The 18740-nt window shown below is 64.1% G+C and carries 22 protein-coding genes; 16 read left to right on the forward strand and 6 right to left on the reverse strand.

Going from position 1 to position 18740, the window contains the following annotated elements:
- Nucleotides 1–169: 169 nt before the first annotated feature.
- The 4 genes from P6U25_RS16975 to P6U25_RS16990 form a co-directional block, all read right to left on the reverse strand.
- Nucleotides 170–1477, reverse strand: coding sequence for a hypothetical protein (locus P6U25_RS16975; protein ID WP_407152261.1), 1308 nt, complete (start codon nucleotides 1475–1477; stop codon nucleotides 170–172).
- Between the two features lie 296 nt (nucleotides 1478–1773).
- Complete coding sequence (locus P6U25_RS16980) at nucleotides 1774–1965, reverse strand: hypothetical protein (protein WP_407152262.1); 192 nt, start codon at nucleotides 1963–1965, stop codon at nucleotides 1774–1776.
- Between the two features lie 17 nt (nucleotides 1966–1982).
- A complete protein-coding gene (locus P6U25_RS16985; protein WP_407152263.1) occupies nucleotides 1983–2183 on the reverse strand; it encodes a hypothetical protein in 201 nt (66 codons plus the stop codon).
- A 182-nt stretch (nucleotides 2184–2365) separates the two neighbouring features.
- A complete protein-coding gene (locus P6U25_RS16990; protein WP_407152542.1) occupies nucleotides 2366–2569 on the reverse strand; it encodes a hypothetical protein in 204 nt (67 codons plus the stop codon).
- A gap of 256 nt (nucleotides 2570–2825) precedes the next feature.
- On the opposite strand from P6U25_RS16990, the gene P6U25_RS16995 reads away from it, so the two are divergent.
- A complete protein-coding gene (locus P6U25_RS16995; RefSeq protein ID WP_407152543.1) occupies nucleotides 2826–3782 on the forward strand; it encodes a TRAP transporter substrate-binding protein in 957 nt (318 codons plus the stop codon).
- A 135-nt stretch (nucleotides 3783–3917) separates the two neighbouring features.
- Nucleotides 3918–4802 carry an alpha/beta fold hydrolase gene (locus P6U25_RS17000; RefSeq protein WP_407152264.1) on the forward strand — a complete coding sequence of 295 codons (885 nt, stop codon included), beginning with the start codon at nucleotides 3918–3920 and terminating at the stop codon, nucleotides 4800–4802.
- Between the two features lie 5 nt (nucleotides 4803–4807).
- On the opposite strand, the gene P6U25_RS17005 is transcribed toward P6U25_RS17000, so the two are convergent.
- Both P6U25_RS17005 and P6U25_RS17010 read right to left on the reverse strand, forming a co-directional pair.
- Nucleotides 4808–6100 carry a spinster family MFS transporter gene (locus P6U25_RS17005; protein ID WP_407152265.1) on the reverse strand — a complete coding sequence of 431 codons (1293 nt, stop codon included), beginning with the start codon at nucleotides 6098–6100 and terminating at the stop codon, nucleotides 4808–4810.
- Between the two features lie 45 nt (nucleotides 6101–6145).
- The gene (locus tag P6U25_RS17010; protein ID WP_407152266.1) at nucleotides 6146–7336 is read right to left on the reverse strand and encodes a Rieske 2Fe-2S domain-containing protein; all 1191 of its coding nucleotides are present in this window, start codon (nucleotides 7334–7336) and stop codon (nucleotides 6146–6148) included.
- A gap of 130 nt (nucleotides 7337–7466) precedes the next feature.
- On the opposite strand from P6U25_RS17010, the gene P6U25_RS17015 reads away from it, so the two are divergent.
- The 14 genes from P6U25_RS17015 (at nucleotide 7467) to nuoK (ending at nucleotide 18737) form a co-directional block, all read left to right on the forward strand.
- Nucleotides 7467–7982 (forward strand): MarR family winged helix-turn-helix transcriptional regulator, encoded by a 516-nt coding sequence (locus P6U25_RS17015; protein ID WP_407152267.1) that lies wholly within the window; start codon nucleotides 7467–7469, stop codon nucleotides 7980–7982.
- Nucleotides 7983–8196: 214 nt separating this feature from the next.
- Entirely contained in the window at nucleotides 8197–8562 is a 366-nt protein-coding gene (locus P6U25_RS17020; RefSeq protein ID WP_018271860.1) for an NADH-quinone oxidoreductase subunit A, read from the forward strand.
- On the forward strand, nucleotides 8553–9137 hold the full coding sequence (locus tag P6U25_RS17025) for a NuoB/complex I 20 kDa subunit family protein (protein WP_407152269.1): 585 nt from the start codon (nucleotides 8553–8555) through the stop codon (nucleotides 9135–9137). Before P6U25_RS17020 ends, P6U25_RS17025 begins: the two co-directional genes overlap by 10 nt.
- Nucleotides 9138–9148: 11 nt before the next feature.
- Nucleotides 9149–9766 carry an NADH-quinone oxidoreductase subunit C gene (locus P6U25_RS17030; protein WP_407152270.1) on the forward strand — a complete coding sequence of 206 codons (618 nt, stop codon included), beginning with the start codon at nucleotides 9149–9151 and terminating at the stop codon, nucleotides 9764–9766.
- Nucleotides 9763–10959: an NADH-quinone oxidoreductase subunit D gene (locus P6U25_RS17035; RefSeq protein ID WP_407152271.1), complete on the forward strand. Its 1197-nt coding sequence runs from the start codon at nucleotides 9763–9765 to the stop codon at nucleotides 10957–10959. The genes P6U25_RS17030 and P6U25_RS17035 overlap by 4 nt, the downstream gene beginning before the upstream one ends.
- Complete coding sequence (locus P6U25_RS17040; RefSeq protein ID WP_407152272.1) at nucleotides 10959–11918, forward strand: FkbM family methyltransferase; 960 nt, start codon at nucleotides 10959–10961, stop codon at nucleotides 11916–11918. Before P6U25_RS17035 ends, P6U25_RS17040 begins: the two co-directional genes overlap by 1 nt.
- A gap of 11 nt (nucleotides 11919–11929) precedes the next feature.
- Nucleotides 11930–12541: an NADH-quinone oxidoreductase subunit NuoE gene (gene nuoE, locus P6U25_RS17045; RefSeq protein WP_407152274.1), complete on the forward strand. Its 612-nt coding sequence runs from the start codon at nucleotides 11930–11932 to the stop codon at nucleotides 12539–12541.
- On the forward strand, nucleotides 12541–12753 hold the full coding sequence (locus P6U25_RS17050; RefSeq protein WP_407152275.1) for a hypothetical protein: 213 nt from the start codon (nucleotides 12541–12543) through the stop codon (nucleotides 12751–12753). Before nuoE ends, P6U25_RS17050 begins: the two co-directional genes overlap by 1 nt.
- Nucleotides 12754–12772: 19 nt before the next feature.
- A complete protein-coding gene (nuoF, locus tag P6U25_RS17055) occupies nucleotides 12773–14095 on the forward strand; it encodes an NADH-quinone oxidoreductase subunit NuoF (protein WP_407152276.1) in 1323 nt (440 codons plus the stop codon).
- 30 nt (nucleotides 14096–14125) lie between these two features.
- Nucleotides 14126–16201 (forward strand): NADH-quinone oxidoreductase subunit NuoG, encoded by a 2076-nt coding sequence (gene nuoG, locus P6U25_RS17060; protein ID WP_407152277.1) that lies wholly within the window; start codon nucleotides 14126–14128, stop codon nucleotides 16199–16201.
- A gap of 10 nt (nucleotides 16202–16211) precedes the next feature.
- Nucleotides 16212–17282 carry an NADH-quinone oxidoreductase subunit NuoH gene (gene nuoH, locus P6U25_RS17065; protein ID WP_407152278.1) on the forward strand — a complete coding sequence of 357 codons (1071 nt, stop codon included), beginning with the start codon at nucleotides 16212–16214 and terminating at the stop codon, nucleotides 17280–17282.
- Between the two features lie 7 nt (nucleotides 17283–17289).
- Nucleotides 17290–17784 (forward strand): NADH-quinone oxidoreductase subunit NuoI, encoded by a 495-nt coding sequence (gene nuoI, locus P6U25_RS17070; RefSeq protein WP_407152279.1) that lies wholly within the window; start codon nucleotides 17290–17292, stop codon nucleotides 17782–17784.
- A 9-nt stretch (nucleotides 17785–17793) separates the two neighbouring features.
- Nucleotides 17794–18432: an NADH-quinone oxidoreductase subunit J gene (locus P6U25_RS17075; protein WP_407152280.1), complete on the forward strand. Its 639-nt coding sequence runs from the start codon at nucleotides 17794–17796 to the stop codon at nucleotides 18430–18432.
- Nucleotides 18429–18737: an NADH-quinone oxidoreductase subunit NuoK gene (gene nuoK / locus P6U25_RS17080; protein ID WP_027537255.1), complete on the forward strand. Its 309-nt coding sequence runs from the start codon at nucleotides 18429–18431 to the stop codon at nucleotides 18735–18737. The genes P6U25_RS17075 and nuoK overlap by 4 nt, the downstream gene beginning before the upstream one ends.
- The last annotated feature ends 3 nt before the right edge of the window (nucleotides 18738–18740 follow it).

The following is an 18740-nucleotide window of genomic DNA, read 5'->3' on the forward strand; positions in this document are numbered from 1 at the left end:
CGAGTCCCGTCTCTCGCGCCAGTTTTTTCAATGAGTTAGCAGATCAATCCCCTCGGCATCGCTTTTTCGCGCGAGGCTGATTGCGGGGGTGGGCTGCCTCGGTTCCTTCGCCAGCTTGATATCCATCGGAACGGCCTGATCGAGCGGCCCGGCCTTGGGCCGGCGAGCCTCAGGAGGCCGTGGCAATGGCGACGTCGACCGGCTCAACCGCCGGCTCGGGGGTGCGGGCGAGCGCCGGCTGCCATTCCGGCGTCAGCCACCAGAGCAGGAACAGCAAGGCAATTCCGTTCGACAGCAGCCCGGTTGTCATCGGCACGTTCATGATCGTCTGAACCGCGAGGCCGGATGAAACGGCGATGAAGCGCGGCGACAGGTGCCGCGAGGCCGCCGATCCGATCGAGAGGATCAGGCCACAGATGAAGGCCGAGACTGGAGCCAGCACCAGACCGACCGATGCGATACCTTCGGTGGCGAGGAACGAAGCGTTGAAGTTGCCATCCCGATAGACGGCTGCAAGCTCAGGTCCGAGCTCGCCATAGGCGCAGCCCGCCAGGTGCCGCAGGATGGATATCTGGCAGAAGTGGGTCAGCTCGCGGTGAGCGAAGAAGCCGGCGTAGTGATCAAGTGCCAGCGAAGGGATCGCGACGAAGCGCAGGTTGATGATGCTGAATACAAGGTAGTTCTTGTCCGCGGCAAGAAACAGGAAGGCCGCAAGACCGACAATCATCGGGATGAGAAGCGCAAGCACGGTGGCCAGTCGCGGGCTGACGTGGCCGAACAGCCAGAACAGAAACGGCAGCCAGATCGGCAACAGAACAACGGTCTTGTTGTTGACGACCGGATAGAAGCAAAGCGCAAACGCCAGCGCGCCGACCGCCGCAATCCATCGGCTGCGCGTCGCGTAATGCACGAACAGATACGGCAGAACGGCTCCGATGATGATCCCGATAAGATAGTTCAACAGCGCCGGTCGCGTGATGGCGCTGCGGGCCGGCCCATACGGATCGCCGAGACTGACGCCATAGGAGACGTCGGCCACCAGCGCGGCCAAAGACGCTGCAAACAGAATGACGACGATGCGGTTCATCGTCGCTTCCGACAATTTGGGCCGCCAGAGCTGAACATCCACGAACATCAGGGGCAGCATCGCTGCGGCCAGCGCGGCGATCATGGACCAACGCGCAACGGCGTGGGCATAGTCGAATTCGGTGAAGAAGCTCAGCCAGATGAAGCCGAACACTGCGGAGAGCAGGAAAAAGGCTACGACATAGCCGAAGCAGAACCGCGCAGCGACGAACGCCGGGACAAAGACGAGCATCACGGCGGTGCCGAGCACGGCCTGAGCGGTGGCGCCGTCTGACCGCCAGACATGCATCGCCGGAAAGGCGTGCCCGCAGGCCATCATCGAGACGATGCTGATGAGGAAAAATCCGGAGATCGTGACCCCGACAAGGAGGTCATCGCGCGTCAGCTTCATCGACTCGTCCAGCCCCACAGAACAATCGAGAGTTAGCCAGCAACCACGCCCGGAGCAAGTTAAGCTAGATCAAGCTTTTGTTTCTGTGTTTCTGAGCATTGAGCCAGCGAGATCACAGTTTTCGTTCGCTGCGGTGGGATTTTCTCGCTGGCGTCTCCGTATTTGTCCGGGGGCTCAAATCAAATGGCGTGCCTCGATCTGTGCGACGACGCCCGTCGCGTTGGCGATCCGATGATTCGGCTGTCCGAACGTGACAGTCGAATGCAGAGCGTGGGAGATTGGCGGGGCGCATGCGCTCACGCGAAGAACGCAGCAACCGCCTTGAGGTCGGATGGGCCAGCCGCGCCGCCGCGCAAGTTGGCGTCGATGACGCGGCGGCACGCGTCGACCGTATGGGTGTCACCCAATTCGTTGGCGGCCTCGAGGATGGACCAGATCGTGTCGATCGGGACGTCGCTGGGCGGGGCCGTGTTCGCGTCTGACAGCATCGGCTCACTGCCTGGTCTTAGAATTCGAACAGGTCGCGACCGCGCCGTGCCAGCACATGCAGGTCGGCCACAGTGCCGCGGACTGCACTGCACTGACGACATTCGATCAGCGTGTCGTCAGACGCGTGCACCGGGTCGGTCGGCTTGATCGACAGGCCGCCGCAATCGGTACAGATGATCTTGAAACCGGTCGTCGCGATCTGCTGCTGCAAATTCATTGGTGGCCTGCGCCTCTATTGAGGCCGACCTTAACCGGCAACTTTTAAGACCGTGATCGCGGAGTGGATCGCAATCGAATGTCTGCGTTAGATCGCCGTTAATGGTGCGCGCGGGCAAGGGACCACGCAACAAAAAGGCCGCCCGCAGGCGGCCGTTTTTGTCTGGAGGAAGCTCGAAGACGTCAACGCACGGTCGAGGTCCCGGACGACGTTATCGCGACCGGCTTGCCCGCCTTGATCACCTGCGTGGTCTGGGCCGTCTGACTGAAGTCCGGGTTGTTGCGGGCCGAGATACCGAAAGCCGCGACCGCGATGCCGGCCACGAGGGCGACCACCACGATCTTGAGGTGGGTCGAACGGTCCGCTGAATGGATCGAGTGGTTCATGGTCGCCTCCAGGCGTCTATGCGCCGTCTGTTGGCGATAGTCGTAAGCGCCATCTGTTTCCGGATCGTTTCGTGGCTCTCCCGAAATGGTTTCGTCGCGCCGGTGGATTGGTTTCGCCGCGGCTTGCATGACGTTGCCGGAGGGCCGAAACTGCGCGAGGCGCTGAGAGGCGCTTGGGAGAAAAACAATAATGAAAACAACGAACATGACCCGCAGGGGTCTGTTGGGAGCCGGTTCCGCGGCAATCGCCGCCGCAATGCTCGGTAAACCCGCTCTTGCCGCCACTGAGTTCGACTTCAAGCTCGGCGTCAACACTCCGGAAACTCATCCGCTCACGATCCGCCTGACCGAAGCCGCGAAGGCGGTCGGCGCGCAGTCGTCCGGCCGGGTCAACATCACGGTGTTCGCCAACAGCCAGCTCGGCGGCGACCCCGAAATGCTGTCGCAGGTCCGGGCCGGCGGTATCGAGCTATTGGCCGCGCCGAGCATGACGCTGTCAACGCTGGTGCCGATGTCCGGCCTGCCGAGTGTCGGCTTTGCGTTCCAGTCCTATGACCAGGTCTGGGCCGCGATGGATGGTGGGGTTGGCGATCTCGTGCGCGACGCAATCACCAAGACCGGCGTGGTGCCGATGAAGAAGGTCTGGGACAACGGCTTCCGCCAGATCACCTCGTCGTCGTCGAGGCAGCTCAGCAGCGTCGACGATCTCAAGGGCTTCAAGATCCGCGTACCCGTGACCGCGCTATTGACCTCGCTGTTCTCCGGCCTCGGCGCGCTGCCGTCGAGCATCAGCTACAGTGAGCTCTATTCGGCGCTGCAAACCCACATCGTCGAGGGGCAGGAGAACCCGCTGGCACAGGTGTCGACCGGCAAGCTCTACGAGGTGCAGAAATACTGCGCGCTCTCGAACCATTGCTGGAGCGGCTACTGGGTGCTCGGCAATCGCCGCGCGATGGCGAGCCTGCCGCCCGGTTTGCTCGAGATCATCAATGCCGCCTTCGACGCGGCGGCCGTGAAGGAGCGAGCCGACCTCGTCGAGATGGATCGCTCCTTACAGGCCGAGTTGACCGAGAAAGGCATGACGTTCAACAAGCTCGATCACGTGCAGTTCAGGGCCGCGCTGGTGAAGGCCGGCTTCTACACGCAATGGCAGAAAACCTATGGCACCGACGCCTGGGCCATGCTGGAGAAATACACCGGCAAGCTGACCTGACGGCATCACCTCGCATGCGTCACGGATCGTGCGCGCGATTTACCTGACGCGTAATCGTACCCACGATGTTCCCTTGCGATGATTGGTCTGTTGGTGGCGACAACGCTGCCACGCGATCTGCAAGGGAGATGCGAGATGAACCGTCGAACTGTCCTGGAAGCAACATTGCCCGGCTCGGTGCTTGCGGGCTCTCCACAAGCCGCCGAGTTACGTTCGTCGCAGGTGACGGCAAAGGACGGCACCTCATTGTTCGTGCAGGATTGGGGCTCAGGCCGGCCGGTGCTCTTGCTTGCCGCCTGGACCTTCAATTCCACTATCTGGGGCCACCATATCGTGGCGCTCAATGCCAGGGGCTATCGCTGTGTCGCGCCCGACCGGCGAGGACATGGCCGCTCCGACATGCCGGCGATGGGATACGACCTCGACACGCTGACCGATGACGTCGCCGCCGTGATCGAACAGTGCGACTTGAATGACGTCACGCTGGTTGCCTATTCGATGGGGTCGATCGAGGCGGTCAATTATCTCGCCAGGTATGGCTCGGCTCGGATCGCGCGGCTGGTGCTGGTGGCACCCACGACGCCCTTTCTCATGCAGACCGAAGACAACCCCGACGCTGTACCCAGGGCGGCAATCGACGCGCAACTCGCTGAGATCGCGCAGGACTATCCGGGCTGGCTCGCCGCCAACGAGGCGCCGTTCTTCATGCCGGATACGCCGGAGGTTACGCGGGCCTGGATCAGGGAGATGATGCTGAACGTGCCGCTGCCGGTGGTGCTGGGCTGCCGGAAGACGATCGCCTTCGCCGATCTGCGCGCGGCCGCGGCCGGGATCGATCGCCCGACACTGATCGTGCAGGGCAACAAGGATGCCAGCGCACCGCTCGAATTGACCGGTGCCAAGACGGCCAAGCTGATCAAAGGCAGCAGGCTCAACGTCTATGACGGCGCCCCGCACGCGCTCCCGCTGACGCATGGCGCGCGCCTCGTGTCCGACCTGCTCGCTTTCATGGCAGATTGAGGCCGTCAGGCCGCCCGCTTGATATCGGATCGGATCCAGCGCGCGGCCCACACGAACAGCAGGGCGCCGAGCGTGGTTGTGACGGCCGCCGACAGCAGCGAGTAGCGCACCGCGTCGACGCCGTAGCTGCCCTTCAGCGCGTCGTTGATCATGCCGACGGCGAGCGGGCCTACGCCCTGGCCGAAACATGTGGCGGTGAGGAGCACGATCGCCGAGGCCAGCGCGCGCATGCTGGGCTTCGCGACCGTCTGGGCGATCGCGAAGATCGGGCCGAGATGGAAGCCGACCAGGAACGAGGTCAGCGCCAGGGTTGCGACCATCAGCGGGAAGCTCGGCGTCAGCATACAGACCGCGAACACCGGGCCGGCGAGGCCGGACATGATCGCGGGCGCCCACAATTTCCAACGGTCGTCGCGGCGGCTGATCCGCGCGACCACGATGCCGCCGATCAGCGTACCGGCCATCCCGGCAAGGCCTTTGAAGGTGCCGGCATAGGTGCCGATCTCGGTGCTGGAGAGGTGATGGATCCGCGCGAGGAACGGCGGGATCCACACCGCGGTGGCGTAGTTCGTATAGGTCGTCAGGCAGAAGCCGATCAGCACGATCACGAAGCTTGGCTGGGCGGCGAGGAAGCGCAGCGTCGGCCCGATCGGCTCGGTCTTGAAGGTCTCGGCCATCGCGCCGCGTTTCGGCTCGGAGATGGTGAGCCACAGCACCACGGCAAGCGCGATGCCGGGCAGGCCCGCGGAAAAGAACGCGGTGCGCCAGCCGTAGTGCTGATTGACATAACCGCCGATGAAATAACCGAGGAAGACGCCGAGATAGGTGCCGATCGCATAGATGCCGAGCGCGCGCGGGCGTTCATTCTTGTCAAAGAGATCGGCGATCATCGACTGCGACGCCGGCGTTCCCGCCGACTCGCCGATGCCGACGCCGATCCGCGCCAGCGCCAGCGTGGTGACGCTGGAGGCCATACCGCAGAGATAGGTCATCGCGCTCCAGAACGCGAAGGCCACCGCGACGATGTTGCGGCGGTTCAACCGGTCCGCCATCCGCGCGATCGGAATTCCGAGCAGCGAATAGAACAGCACGAAGCCGAAGCCCGCGAGCAGGCCCATCGTGGTGTCGCTGAGTGTGAACTCCTTCTTGATCGGCTCGATCAGGACGTTGAAGATCGTGCGATCGAGGAAATTGAGGGCGTAGATGATTGTCAGCAGCCCGAGCACGTAATAGCGCCGGGCGGCAGGCCTTGTGCCGTCCTGCGATTGCACGGCTGCGCGCGGAGCGAGTTCAACCATGGCTTCCCCCGATGTGTCTTATCGTTTTGTCGACTTGGGCGGGCTTCACGCCTCGCGGATGTAGTTCCCCGCTTCGAACTCCACCGGCCTGGCGTCGGCATCGAACGACACCCCGATCGGGTCGCGGCCGGCGGCCACCGCCTCGAGCTGGTCAGAGAGCATCCGGCGGATCATCAGGATGCCGCGATCGGTCTGGCCGAAATGCTCCTCGGAATGGATGGTCACCAGGCCTTGACCGACCTGCGCCTCGTAATCACCGGGGAATTGCTGGTGTTCGGCTTCCGTCATGTCCCACCAGAACTTACCGTTGAACTTCGAGCGCATGCGGCCGATGTCGCCGGCGTTCTTGACCCGGCCGGCGACGTAGATGCGGAACGAGGTGTCGTCGATCGGCAAGGTCCAGCCGATCGATTCCACGCGGGCGAACTGGGCGACACGCGGATTGGGCACCACGCGCAGGGTGGGGAGCGCTGCCTCGGTGACCCGATAGAACACCTTGCCGTCGTCCTGCCTGCGGATCGAGCGCACCGCGACGCCGCGCGGAGACATCTCGAACTTCACCTCCGGCATCGAGGCCATTATGGTGGTGAACTGCGGTCCGCTGAACGAGCCGTGCAGCACCGGCACGTGGTAGGGATCGACCACGTTCTCGAAATGCTGCAGCCAGTTGCAGGGGATCACGGCGGGCCCGCCGCCACCGATCGAGGAATCGTCGGCCTCGACGAACTCACCCTCGTCCATGGTCTCGAGACATTCGTAGCGCGGCAGCACCGGCATTTTGTCTGACGGACCCATGTAGGCGAAGATCAGGCCGTAGCGCTCCCGCACCGGATACCAGGGCTGGCGCACCTTGTCCTTGAACCGGCCGCCGTCGGGCTCGCAGGGCTGCTCGAGGCAATGGCCTTCGGTGTCGAATTTCCAGCCGTGATAGCAGCAGCGGATGCCGTCCTCCTCGACCTTGCCGTAATAGAGCGTGGTGCCGCGATGGCAGCAGCGGGCATGCAGCAGGCCGACCCGGCCATGCTTGTCGCGAAACAGGATCAGGTCCTCGCCGAGCGCGCGCACTTTTCTGGGGATATCGGTGGCGTCGTGCACCAGACCGATCGGGTGCCAGTAGCGGCGCAACAGCTCGCCCATCGGCGTGCCGCGCACGACCGAGGTGAGCTCGATCCGGGTGGCGGACGGCTTCAGGGCATAGGCCGTGCCGAGCTCGCGGTCCCGCTGGGTGATGGTCATGGTGTTTCCTCCTGCGCGGGCTTGGCGCCCTTGGTCGTCTTGCGTTGACAAAGTCAACGATATATCGATGACAATGTCAACGATCTCCGATAGCTTGGCAGCGCGTGCCTTTGTTGGCAGAGGTTGGCCGATGACCGAGAAGCTCAAGAACGAACGGGCGGCAGCGCCGGGGATTGCGGTGGAGGCCGAGCTGGCGCCGATCACCGCCATGATGTCGTCGCGGCTGATGGTGCTGGCGAACCTGCTCAAGCGCGGTGCCATGCTGCGCTACAAGCGGCTCGCCGGGCTGTCCTCGGTCGAGTTCGGCCTGGTGGCCTCGCTCGGCCGGCGGCCGCCGATGAGCGTCGTCCGGCTCGCCGAGGCCGTCGGCATGGACAAGGGCCAGATCAGCCGGGCGCTCGCCGAGCTGGTCGCGCGCAAGCTGGTAGCCAAGGCGGTCAACCCGCGGGACAACCGCGAGACGCTGGTGTCGCTGACCAGGGCCGGCCTCGTCGCGCATGACGCCATCGTCGCCGGTGCGCAGGAGCGTAACCGCCGCCTGCTGGAACAGCTCAGCCCCGAGGATCTTGAGCGTCTGCTCGATCACATCGACCGGCTGACCGCCACCGCCGCCGAGATGCTCGCTGCCGAGAAAGAGCTGGGCTGATATGGGAACAATGCAGGGCACAAGAGCGCCGCGGCGGCGTTGCCCGGCGAAGCGAGCGTACGCCGAATAAGGCCGGGCGCCCGCGCGGGGAGGGCGGTAAAAGCGTCAAGATTGCTTGTCTTGCGCCCCCTGTTGCGCTGCGCTAAAGCCTCCAGAACAATTCCAATCAACGAATCTGCGGCTTATCGGAAACCGCAGCAAGAAGGCCTCGCCGATGACCGGCATCCTGCAGAATTATCTCCCACTTGTGGTCTTTATTGGGGTAGCGAGCCTGATCGGCTTGGCGCTCCTGATCGCGCCGTTCCTGGTCGCGTTCCAATCGCCCGATCCGGAGAAGCTGTCCGCCTATGAATGCGGATTCAACGCTTTTGACGACGCCCGCATGAAATTCGACGTCCGGTTCTATCTGGTGGCGATCCTCTTCATCATATTCGACCTCGAAGTGGCGTTCCTGTTCCCCTGGGCCGTGGCGTTCGGAAAGCTGGGCGCCACCGGCTTCTGGTCAATGATGGTGTTCCTGGCCGTACTGACGGTCGGATTTGCATATGAATGGAAGAAAGGTGCGCTCGAATGGGATTGAGCCCCACCGCGCTACAGCCGGCGATCGCGCCGGCTCCGAAGGGCATTCTTGATCCGTCGACCGGCAAGCCGGTCGGTGCCAACGATCCGTTTTTCCTCGACGTCAATCATGAGCTGTCCGACAAGGGCTTCTTCGTTGCCGCGGCCGACGACCTGATCACCTGGGCGCGGACCGGCTCGCTGATGTGGATGACCTTCGGTCTCGCCTGCTGCGCGGTCGAGATGATGCAGGTGTCGATGCCGCGCTACGATGTCGAGCGCTTCGGCTTTGCGCCGCGCGCTTCGCCGCGGCAGTCCGACGTGATGATCGTCGCGGGTACATTGACCAACAAGATGGCGCCGGCGCTGCGCAAGGTCTACGACCAGATGCCGGAGCCGCGCTACGTCATCTCGATGGGCTCCTGCGCCAACGGCGGCGGCTACTACCATTATTCCTATTCGGTCGTCCGTGGCTGCGATCGCGTCGTGCCGATCGACATCTACGTGCCGGGCTGTCCGCCCACCGCGGAAGCGCTGCTTTACGGCGTGCTGCTGCTGCAGAAGAAGATCCGCCGCATCGGCACTATCGAACGCTAAGGTTTAACGTCATGGACGACGGCAAGCTCGACGCCCTTGGGCAGACGATCGTGAGCGCGCTTCCGGGCGCCGCCACGGCGCACTCGGTCGCGTTCAACCAACTCACTGTCGACGTCGAGGTGGGCAAGATTGTGGAGGTCGTGACCTTTTTGCGCGACGATCCCAACTGCCGCTTCGTCAACATTACCGACGTGACCGCGGTCGACTATCCCGGCCGCGAAAAGCGCTTCGACGTCGTTTATCATCTGCTGTCGCCGACACTGAACACCCGCATCCGGCTGCGCGGCCAGGCCGACGAGACGACGCAAGTGCCGTCGATCATCGGCGTGTTTCCGGGCGCCGACTGGTTCGAGCGCGAGGCCTACGATCTCTACGGCGTGATCTTCACCGGCCATCCGGACATGCGCCGGCTGCTGACCGATTACGGCTTCGACGGTCATCCGCTGCGCAAGGATTTCCCGCTCACCGGCTTCGTCGAGGTCCGCTACGACGACCAGGAGAAGCGGGTGCTGTACGAGCCGGTCCGGCTCAACCAGGAATTCCGCAAGTTCGATTTCCTCTCGCCGTGGGAAGGCGCGGACTATCCGCTGCCGGGTGATGAAAAGGCGAAGGCCGAGCCCAAATCATGAACGAGCAACCGCAAAACCTCCGCAACTTCACCATCAATTTCGGCCCGCAGCATCCTGCGGCGCACGGCGTGTTGCGTCTCGTGCTGGAGCTCGACGGCGAAGTCGTCGAGCGCGTCGATCCGCATATCGGGCTGCTTCACCGCGGTACCGAGAAGCTGATCGAGCACAAGACCTATCTGCAGGCGATTCCCTATTTCGACCGGCTCGACTACGTCGCGCCGATGAACCAGGAGCATGCGTTCTGCCTGGCGGCGGAGAAGCTGCTCGGCATCACGGTGCCGCGCCGCGGCCAGCTCATCCGCGTGCTCTATTGCGAGATCGGGCGCATCCTCTCGCATCTGCTCAACGTCACCACGCAGGCGATGGACGTCGGCGCGCTGACCCCGCCGCTCTGGGGCTTCGAAGAGCGCGAGAAGCTGATGGTGTTCTATGAGCGTGCCTCCGGCTCGCGCATGCACGCGGCTTTCTTCCGCGTCGGCGGTGTGCACCAGGACCTGCCGCCGAAGCTGATCGACGACATCGAGGCGTGGTGCGATCCGTTCCTCAAGGTGGTCGATGACCTCGATACGCTGCTTACCGGCAACCGCATCTTCAAGCAGCGCAACGTCGACATCGGCGTGGTGTCGCTGAAGCAAGCCTGGGAGTGGGGCTTCTCCGGCGTCATGGTGCGCGGCTCGGGTGCCGCCTGGGACCTGCGCAAGGCGCAGCCCTATGAGTGCTATGCCGAGATGGAATTCGACGTCCCGATCGGCAAGAACGGCGACTGCTACGACCGCTACCTGATCCGCATGGAAGAGATGCGGCAGTCGGTGCGCATCATGAAGCAGTGCATACAGAAGCTCAGAGCACCCGACGGGCAGGGGCCGGTCGTGGTCGCGGACAACAAGATCGCGCCGCCGCGCCGCGGCGAGATGAAGCGTTCGATGGAAGCGCTGATCCATCACTTCAAGCTCTACACCGAGGGCGTGCACGTGCCGCCCGGCGAAGTGTATGCCGCGGTCGAGGCGCCGAAGGGCGAGTTCGGCGTCTATCTGGTCGCTGATGGCACCAACAAGCCCTACAAGTGCAAGATCCGCGCGCCGGGCTTCGCCCATCTGCAGGCGATGGATCACGTCTGCAAGGGCCATCTGCTCGCCGACGTCTCGGCGATCCTCGGCTCGCTCGATATCGTGTTCGGAGAGGTCGATCGGTGATGGCGCAGCCGCCTATCCAGTTTGACCGTGCCTCGGGCGCCCTGGAAGGGGCCAACGCCTGGGAGCGCACGGCTGCGCTGGCGCTGGTGACGGGCGCGAAGATCTCCTCGCATTTCTCGCACATGGGCTTCATCGCGTGCGCCAACCTGCTGCGCAAGACGCTGCCGGAGCGTAACATCGCGGTGAAGCTCAACGAGGATGCGGTGTTCGAGTTTCCGTATGGCGACGGCTACTGGAGCAAGCTGCTCAATCGCGACTACACCTATGAGGACGAGCTCGAACTGCTATTCGAGGACTCTGCCGACGTGGACTATATGCTGGTCGATTGCGGCGCCAATTATGGCTACTGGTCGGTGCTGGCGTCGAGCAGGCCGTTCGGCGCCCACAAGGCGATCGCGATCGAGCCGTCAGAGCAGAACTATTCGAAGCTCACCAACAATGCGCGCGTCAACGGCAGTCGCTTCGAGACCATGAAGTGCGCGATCGGCGCCAGTCGCGGCACCGCGCGGCTGTCGGGCACCAAGCACGAGGCGTTCAGCATCGCCGGCGACAGCGCCGACGGCGAGGAAGTGCCGGTCATCGCGCTCGATGATCTGATCGAGGACCAGAAGATCCCGCCCAAGGGCAAATACCTGGTCAAGCTCGACGTCGAGGGCGTCGAGATCGATGCGATCAAGGGCGGACAGCGCCTGATGGAAACCGACAGCGTGCTGCTCTGCGAGGAGCACGGCAGCGACCGCAAGCACACCGTGTCCCGCTATATCCTCGAACAGACGCCCCTGAAGCTGACCGTCTTCGACCGCAGCACCCGTCGCCTTGAGACTGTGAACGAGCTTTCGATCCTCGATCGCATCAAGGTTTCCACCCATGTCGGCTACAACGTGTTCGGCACCGCGAGCGCCTTCTGGCAAGACCGGATCGATGCGCTGAGCGCCAAAGCCGCACGCCGTGTGCAATGAGAGACTGAACGATGTCCGTCCGCCGCCTTGCCCCGAAGGAATTGCAGCCCGCGAGCTTCACGTTCACGGACGAGAATCTGGCCTGGGCCAAGAAGGAGATTGCAAAGTATCCGCCCGGGCGTCAGGCCTCGGCCGCGATCGCCATCCTCTGGCGCGCGCAGGAGCAGCATGACGGCTGGATCTCGGAAGCCGCGATCCGCGCCGTCGCCGATCTGCTCGAGATGCCGCATATTCGCATGCTCGAGATCGCGACCTTCTACACGATGTTCCAGCTCTCGCCGGTCGGCAAGAAGGCGCATGTGCAGGTCTGCGGCACCACGCCGTGCCGGCTGCGCGGCGCCGGCGATCTGATCGAGGTGTGCAAGCATCGCATCAATCACGAGCCGTTCCATCTGTCGAAGGACGGCAACTTCTCGTGGGAGGAGGTCGAGTGCCTCGGCGCCTGTGTGAACGCGCCGATGGTGCTGATCTGGAAGGATACCTATGAGGATCTGACCAAGGAAAGCTTCGGCAGGGTGCTCGACGGCTTTGCCGCGGGCAATCCGCCGAAGCCCGGTCCGCAGGTCGATCGTCAGTTCTCGGCGCCGGCGGGCGGTCCGACCACGCTGAAGGAAACCACCTGATGCGCGGCGTCCAGGTGCAGGCGATCGGGACGGGGAGGGGCAGTGCGATGAAGGGCTGGCGCTACATCGCCCTGCACACGGCTGTGGCTGCGTGCTTCATCTTCCTGCTGCAGCGCTACGGGCTGAACGCCTCGCTGGAGAGCAGTCTGTTGTGGGCCGTTGTGTTCGGCGGTTGCGCCGCGGGGCTCGCCTATACCCAAGCCAATCGGTGATGTTCGGAAAGTTTTGAGCATGCTCGACGACAAGGACCGCATCTTCAAGAACCTCTACGGCCTCCACGATTGGGGCCTGGAAGGCGCGCGCCGTCGCGGTGCCTGGGACGGCACCAAGGCGATCATCGACAAGGGCCGCGACTGGATCATCAACGAGATGAAGGCCTCCGGTCTGCGCGGCCGTGGCGGCGCGGGCTTCCCGACCGGCATGAAGTGGTCGTTCATGCCGAAGGAATCCAAGGACGGCCGTCCGAGCTATCTCGTCGTCAACGCCGACGAGTCCGAGCCGGGCACCTGCAAGGACCGCGAGATCATGCGGCACGATCCGCATCTGCTGGTCGAAGGCTGCCTGCTCGCGAGCTACGCGATGGGCGCGCATGCCTGCTACATCTATATCCGCGGCGAGTTCATTCGCGAGCGTGAGCGCCTACAGGCCGCGATCGACCAAGCCTACGACGCCAAGCTGATCGGCAAGGACAACGTCAACGGCTGGCCGTTCGACCTCTACGTCGCCCACGGCGCCGGCGCCTATATCTGCGGCGAAGAGACCGCGCTGCTCGAGAGCCTCGAGGGCAAGAAGGGGCAGCCGCGGCTGAAGCCGCCGTTCCCGGCCAATGTCGGCCTCTACGGCTGCCCGACCACGGTGAACAATGTCGAATCGATCGCCGTCGCGCCCGACATCCTGCGCCGGGGCGCGGCCTGGTTCGCCAGCATCGGCCGTCCCAACAATGTCGGCACCAAGCTGTTCTGCATCTCCGGCCATGTCGAGCGGCCCTGCAACGTCGAAGAGGCGATGGGCATCCCGTTCCGCGAGCTGATCGAGAAGCATTGCGGCGGCATTCGCGGCGGCTGGGGTAACTTGAAGGCGGTCATCCCCGGCGGTTCGTCGGTGCGCATGGTGCCGGCCGAGCAGATCATCGACACGCCGATGGATTTCGATTCCCTGAGCAAGCTGCGCTCCGGTCTCGGCACGGCGGCCGTGATCGTGATGGACAAGTCGACCGACCTGATCCGGGCGATCGCCCGCATCTCCTATTTCTACAAGCATGAGAGCTGCGGCCAGTGCACGCCGTGCCGCGAGGGCACCGGCTGGATGTGGCGCGTGCTGACGCGCATGGCCGAAGGCCGTGCCCACAAGCGCGAGATCGACATGCTGCTCGAGGTGACCAAGCAGGTCGAGGGCCACACGATCTGCGCGCTCGGCGATGCCGCGGCCTGGCCGATCCAGGGTCTGATCGCGCATTTCCGTCACGAGATCGAGGAGCGCATCGACCAGTATTCGCACAGGGCCGATCTCGACGATGCCGGCGTCCGCGATCCCGTGCAGGTGGCGGCGGAGTGATGGCGGCGAAGCTGGGAAAGACTTGAAGACATGACCAAGATCATCATCGATGGCAAAGAGATCGATGTCGCCCCGGACTTCACGCTGTTGCAGGCGTGTGAGGCGGCCGGCGCCGAGATTCCGCGCTTCTGCTATCACGAGCGGCTGTCGATCGCCGGCAATTGCCGCATGTGCCTCGTCGAGGTGAAGGGCGGTCCGAAGCCGGTCGCGAGCTGCGCCTGGGCCGTGCGCGACTGCCGTCCGGGCCCGAAGGGCGAGCCGCCGGAAATCTCGACCCGTTCGCCGATGGTGAAGAAGGCGCGCGAAGGCGTGATGGAATTCCTGCTGATCAACCATCCGCTGGATTGCCCGATCTGCGACCAGGGCGGCGAGTGCGACCTGCAGGACCAGGCGATGGGCTATGGCGTCGACACCAGCCGTTTCGCCGAGAACAAGCGCGCGGTCGAGGACAAGTATCTCGGCGCGCTGGTCAAGACCTCGATGAACCGCTGCATCCAGTGCACGCGCTGCGTCCGCTTCTCCGCTGAGATCTGCGGCGCCCCCGAGATGGGTGCGACCGGACGCGGCGAGGACATGGAGATCACCACTTATCTGGAGTCCGCGCTGAGCTCCGAGCTGCAGGGCAATCTCGTCGACATCTGCCCGGTGGGTGCGCTGACCTCGAAGCCCTATGCATTCGCGGCACGGCCCTGGGAACTCGGCAAGACGCAGTCGATCGACGTCATGGACGGCCTCGGCTCGGCGATCCGCGTCGATACCCGCGGCCGCGAGGTGATGCGCATCCTGCCCCGCATCAACGAGGCGGTGAACGAGGAGTGGATCTCCGACAAGACCCGCCACATCGTCGACGGTTTGCGCACGCAGCGCCTCGATCGCCCCTATGTGCGCGAAAACGGCCAGCTCAGGCCGACGACCTGGCAGGACGCCTTCGCGGCGATCGCGGCCAGGACTGGGCGCAGCGACGGCAAGCGGATCGGCGCCATCGCGGGCGATCTCGCCGCGGTCGAGGAGATGTACGCGCTGAAGGAGCTGCTGGCGAAGTTTGGCTCGGTCAATCTGGCGGTTCAGGGCGGCGACGCATTCGACGCCAAGGCCGGCCGCGCCTCCTATATCTTCAATCCGACGATATCGGGAATCGAGCAGGCCGATGCGCTGCTGATCATCGGCTCGCACCCGCGCAAGGAAGCCGCCGTGCTGAACGCGCGAATCCGCAAGCGCTGGCGGACCGGCGGGCTCAAGGTCGGCATGATCGGCGCCAAGGCTGACTTCACCTATGACCTCGACTATCTCGGTGCGGGCCCCGAGACGCTCGCCGAGCTCGTGGCCGGCAAGCACTCTTTTGCCGACGTGCTGAAGAACGCCAAGAACCCGATCATTCTGGTCGGCGCCGGCGCCTATACCCGGCACGACGGCGCGGCGGTGCTGGCGCAGGCCGCCAAGCTCGCGGTCGACGTCGGCGCGCTCAAGGACGGCTGGAACGGTTTTGCGGTGTTGCAGGATACGGCGTCGCGGGCGGGCGCCCTCGACATCGGCTTCTCGCCGGCGGCCGGCGGCTTGACTGCGGCGCAGATGACGACCTTCGGCACGCTCGACGTGCTGTTCCTGCTCGGCGCCGACGAGATCAGCGCGCCGGACGGCACTTTCGTCGTCTATATCGGCACCCATGGCGACCGCGGCGCGCATCGCGCCGACGTCATCCTGCCGGCGGCGGCCTATACCGAGAAGTCCGGCATCTACGTCAATACCGAGGGCCGGGTGCAGATGGCCAACCGTGCCGCGTTCCCGCCGGGCGAGGCCCGCGAGGACTGGGCGATCATCCGCGCGCTGTCTGACGAGGTCGGCAAGAAGCTGCCGTTCGACTCCATGCAGGCGCTGCGCCAGGCGATGTTCAAGGCCTATCCGCACCTGATGCGGCTCGACCAGATCGAGGCCGGCAAGGCTGAAGACATCAAGGCGCTGGCGGGCAAGGGCGGCAGCGTCGACAAGGCGGCGTTCAAGCCGGCCGTCGAGGATTTCTATCTGACCAACCCGATCGCCCGGGCCTCTGCCGTGATGGCGGAATGCTCACGGCTGGCATCGGGCCGAATGCTGGCGGCGGCGGAGTGAGCGTGATCTGATGGCTGAATTCTTCGCAAGCTCGTTCTGGACCGGCTTTCTCTGGCCGCTGATCATCATGGTCGCGGAGAGCCTGTTGCTGCTCGTCGTGCTCCTGATCGCGATCGCCTACATCCTGCTCGCCGACCGCAAGATCTGGGCAGCGGTGCAGATCCGCCGCGGCCCCAATGTGGTCGGCCCGTTCGGGCTGCTGCAATCCTTCGCCGACCTGCTGAAGTTCGTGCTGAAGGAGCCGACGATCCCGGCCAGCGCCAACAAGGGCGTGTTCCTGCTGGCGCCGCTCGTCTCCTGTATCCTGGCGCTCGCCGCCTGGGCGGTGATCCCGATGGATTTCGGCTGGGTGATCTCCGACATCAATGTCGGCATCCTCTACATCTTTGCGATCTCGTCGCTGTCGATCTACGGCATCATCATGGCCGGCTGGTCGTCGAACTCGAAATATCCGTTCCTGGCCGCGTTGCGCTCGGCGGCGCAGATGGTGTCGTACGAGGTCTCGATCGGCTTCGTGATCATCACCGTGCTGCTCTGCGTCGGCTCGCTGAACCTGTCGGCGGTGGTGGAGGCGCAGAACACCCGCGGCTTCGCCAGCTTGATCGGGCTGCCGCAGCTCACCATCCTGAACTGGTATGTGTGGCCGCTGTTCCCGATGTTCGTGGTGTTCTACGTCTCGGCGCTCGCGGAGACCAACCGTCCGCCGTTCGACCTGGTCGAAGCGGAATCCGAGCTCGTCGCCGGCTTCATGGTCGAATACGGCTCGACGCCGTATTTGCTGTTCATGCTCGGCGAGTACGTCGCTATCACCACGATGTGCGCGATGGCGACGATCCTGTTCCTCGGCGGCTGGCTGCCGCCGGTGGCGCTGCCGCCGTTCACCTGGATCCCGGGGATCGTGTGGTTCGCGCTGAAGCTGTTCTTCATGTTCTTCCTGTTCGCGATGGCGAAGGCGATCGTGCCGCGCTACCGCTACGATCAACTGATGCGGCTCGGCTGGAAGGTGTTCCTGCCGCTGTCGCTGGCGATGGTGGTGATCGTGGCCGCTGTGCTGCAGTTCGCCGGCATCGCGCCGAAGTGAGGCCGTCATGAGTGTTAACGTCAACGCAACAGCCCGCTCGCTTCTGCTGTCGGAATTCGTCTCGGCGTTCTTTCTCGCCATGCGCTATTTCGTCCAGCCGAAGCCGACGCTGAACTACCCCTTCGAGAAGGGCCCGATCTCGCCGCGCTTCCGCGGCGAGCACGCGCTGCGCCGCTATCCGAACGGCGAGGAGCGCTGCATCGCCTGCAAGCTGTGCGAGGCGATCTGCCCGGCGCAGGCGATCACGATCGAGGCCGGCCCGCGCCGCAACGACGGCACCCGCCGCACCGTCCGTTACGACATCGACATGGTGAAGTGCATCTATTGCGGCCTATGCCAGGAGGCATGCCCGGTCGACGCCATCGTCGAGGGGCCGAACTTCGAATTCGCGACCGAGACCCGCGAGGAACTTTATTATGACAAGGCCAAGCTGCTCGCCAATGGCGACCGCTGGGAGCGCGAGATCGCGAAGTCGATCGCGCTCGACGCGCCGTACCGGTGAGGTGAGGGCATGATCCTTCCGGCGTTGTTCTTCTATCTGTTTTCCGCCGTCTGCGTGGCGTCGGCAGTGATGGTGATTGTCTCGCGCAATCCCGTGCACTCCGTGCTGTTCCTGATCCTGGCGTTCGTCAACGCGGCAGGCCTGTTCATCCTGATGGGGGCCGAGTTTCTCGGAATGATCCTGATCGTCGTCTATGTCGGCGCGGTCGCGGTGCTGTTCCTGTTCGTGATCATGATGCTCGACGTCGATTTCGTGGAGCTGCGTGAGGGCTTCATCCAGTACCTGCCAATAGGCATCGTGATCGGCGGCATCTTCATGTTCGAGCTGCTTTTGGTGGTCGGCGCTTGGGTGATCAATCCGGCGGTCACCAAGACGATCACGGCGGCGATCCCGACCAATGTGAGCAACACCGAGGCGCTGGGCCTCGTGCTCTACACGAAGTACATCCATTACTTCCAGCTCGCCGGCATGGTGCTGCTGGTCGCGATGATCGGGGCCATCGTGCTGACGCTGCGCCACAAGGCCAACGTCAAGCGTCAGAACATCAGCGTGCAGAACGCGCGCACGCCTGACATGGCGATGGCGTTGCGCAAGGTAGCGTCGGGGCAGGGACTGCAGGACGCCGACGCGGCGGAGTGGGTGAAATGACGATCGGGCTCGGGCACTATCTCGCGGTCGGCGCGATCCTGTTCACGCTCGGGATCCTCGGCATCTTCCTCAACCGCAAGAACATCATCGTCATCCTGATGTCGATCGAGCTGATCCTGCTCTCGGTCAACATCAACCTGGTGGCGTTCTCGACCTTCCTCGGCGACATCGTCGGCCAGGTGTTCGCGCTGCTGGTGCTGACGGTGGCGGCGGCCGAGGCCGCGATCGGCCTTGCCGTGCTGGTGGTCTATTTCCGCAACCGCGGTTCGATCGCGGTTGAAGACGTCAATCTGATGAAGGGCTAGGCG

Source organism: Bradyrhizobium sp. ORS 86 (genome assembly GCF_045571475.1).
Classification (GTDB): domain Bacteria; phylum Pseudomonadota; class Alphaproteobacteria; order Rhizobiales; family Xanthobacteraceae; genus Bradyrhizobium.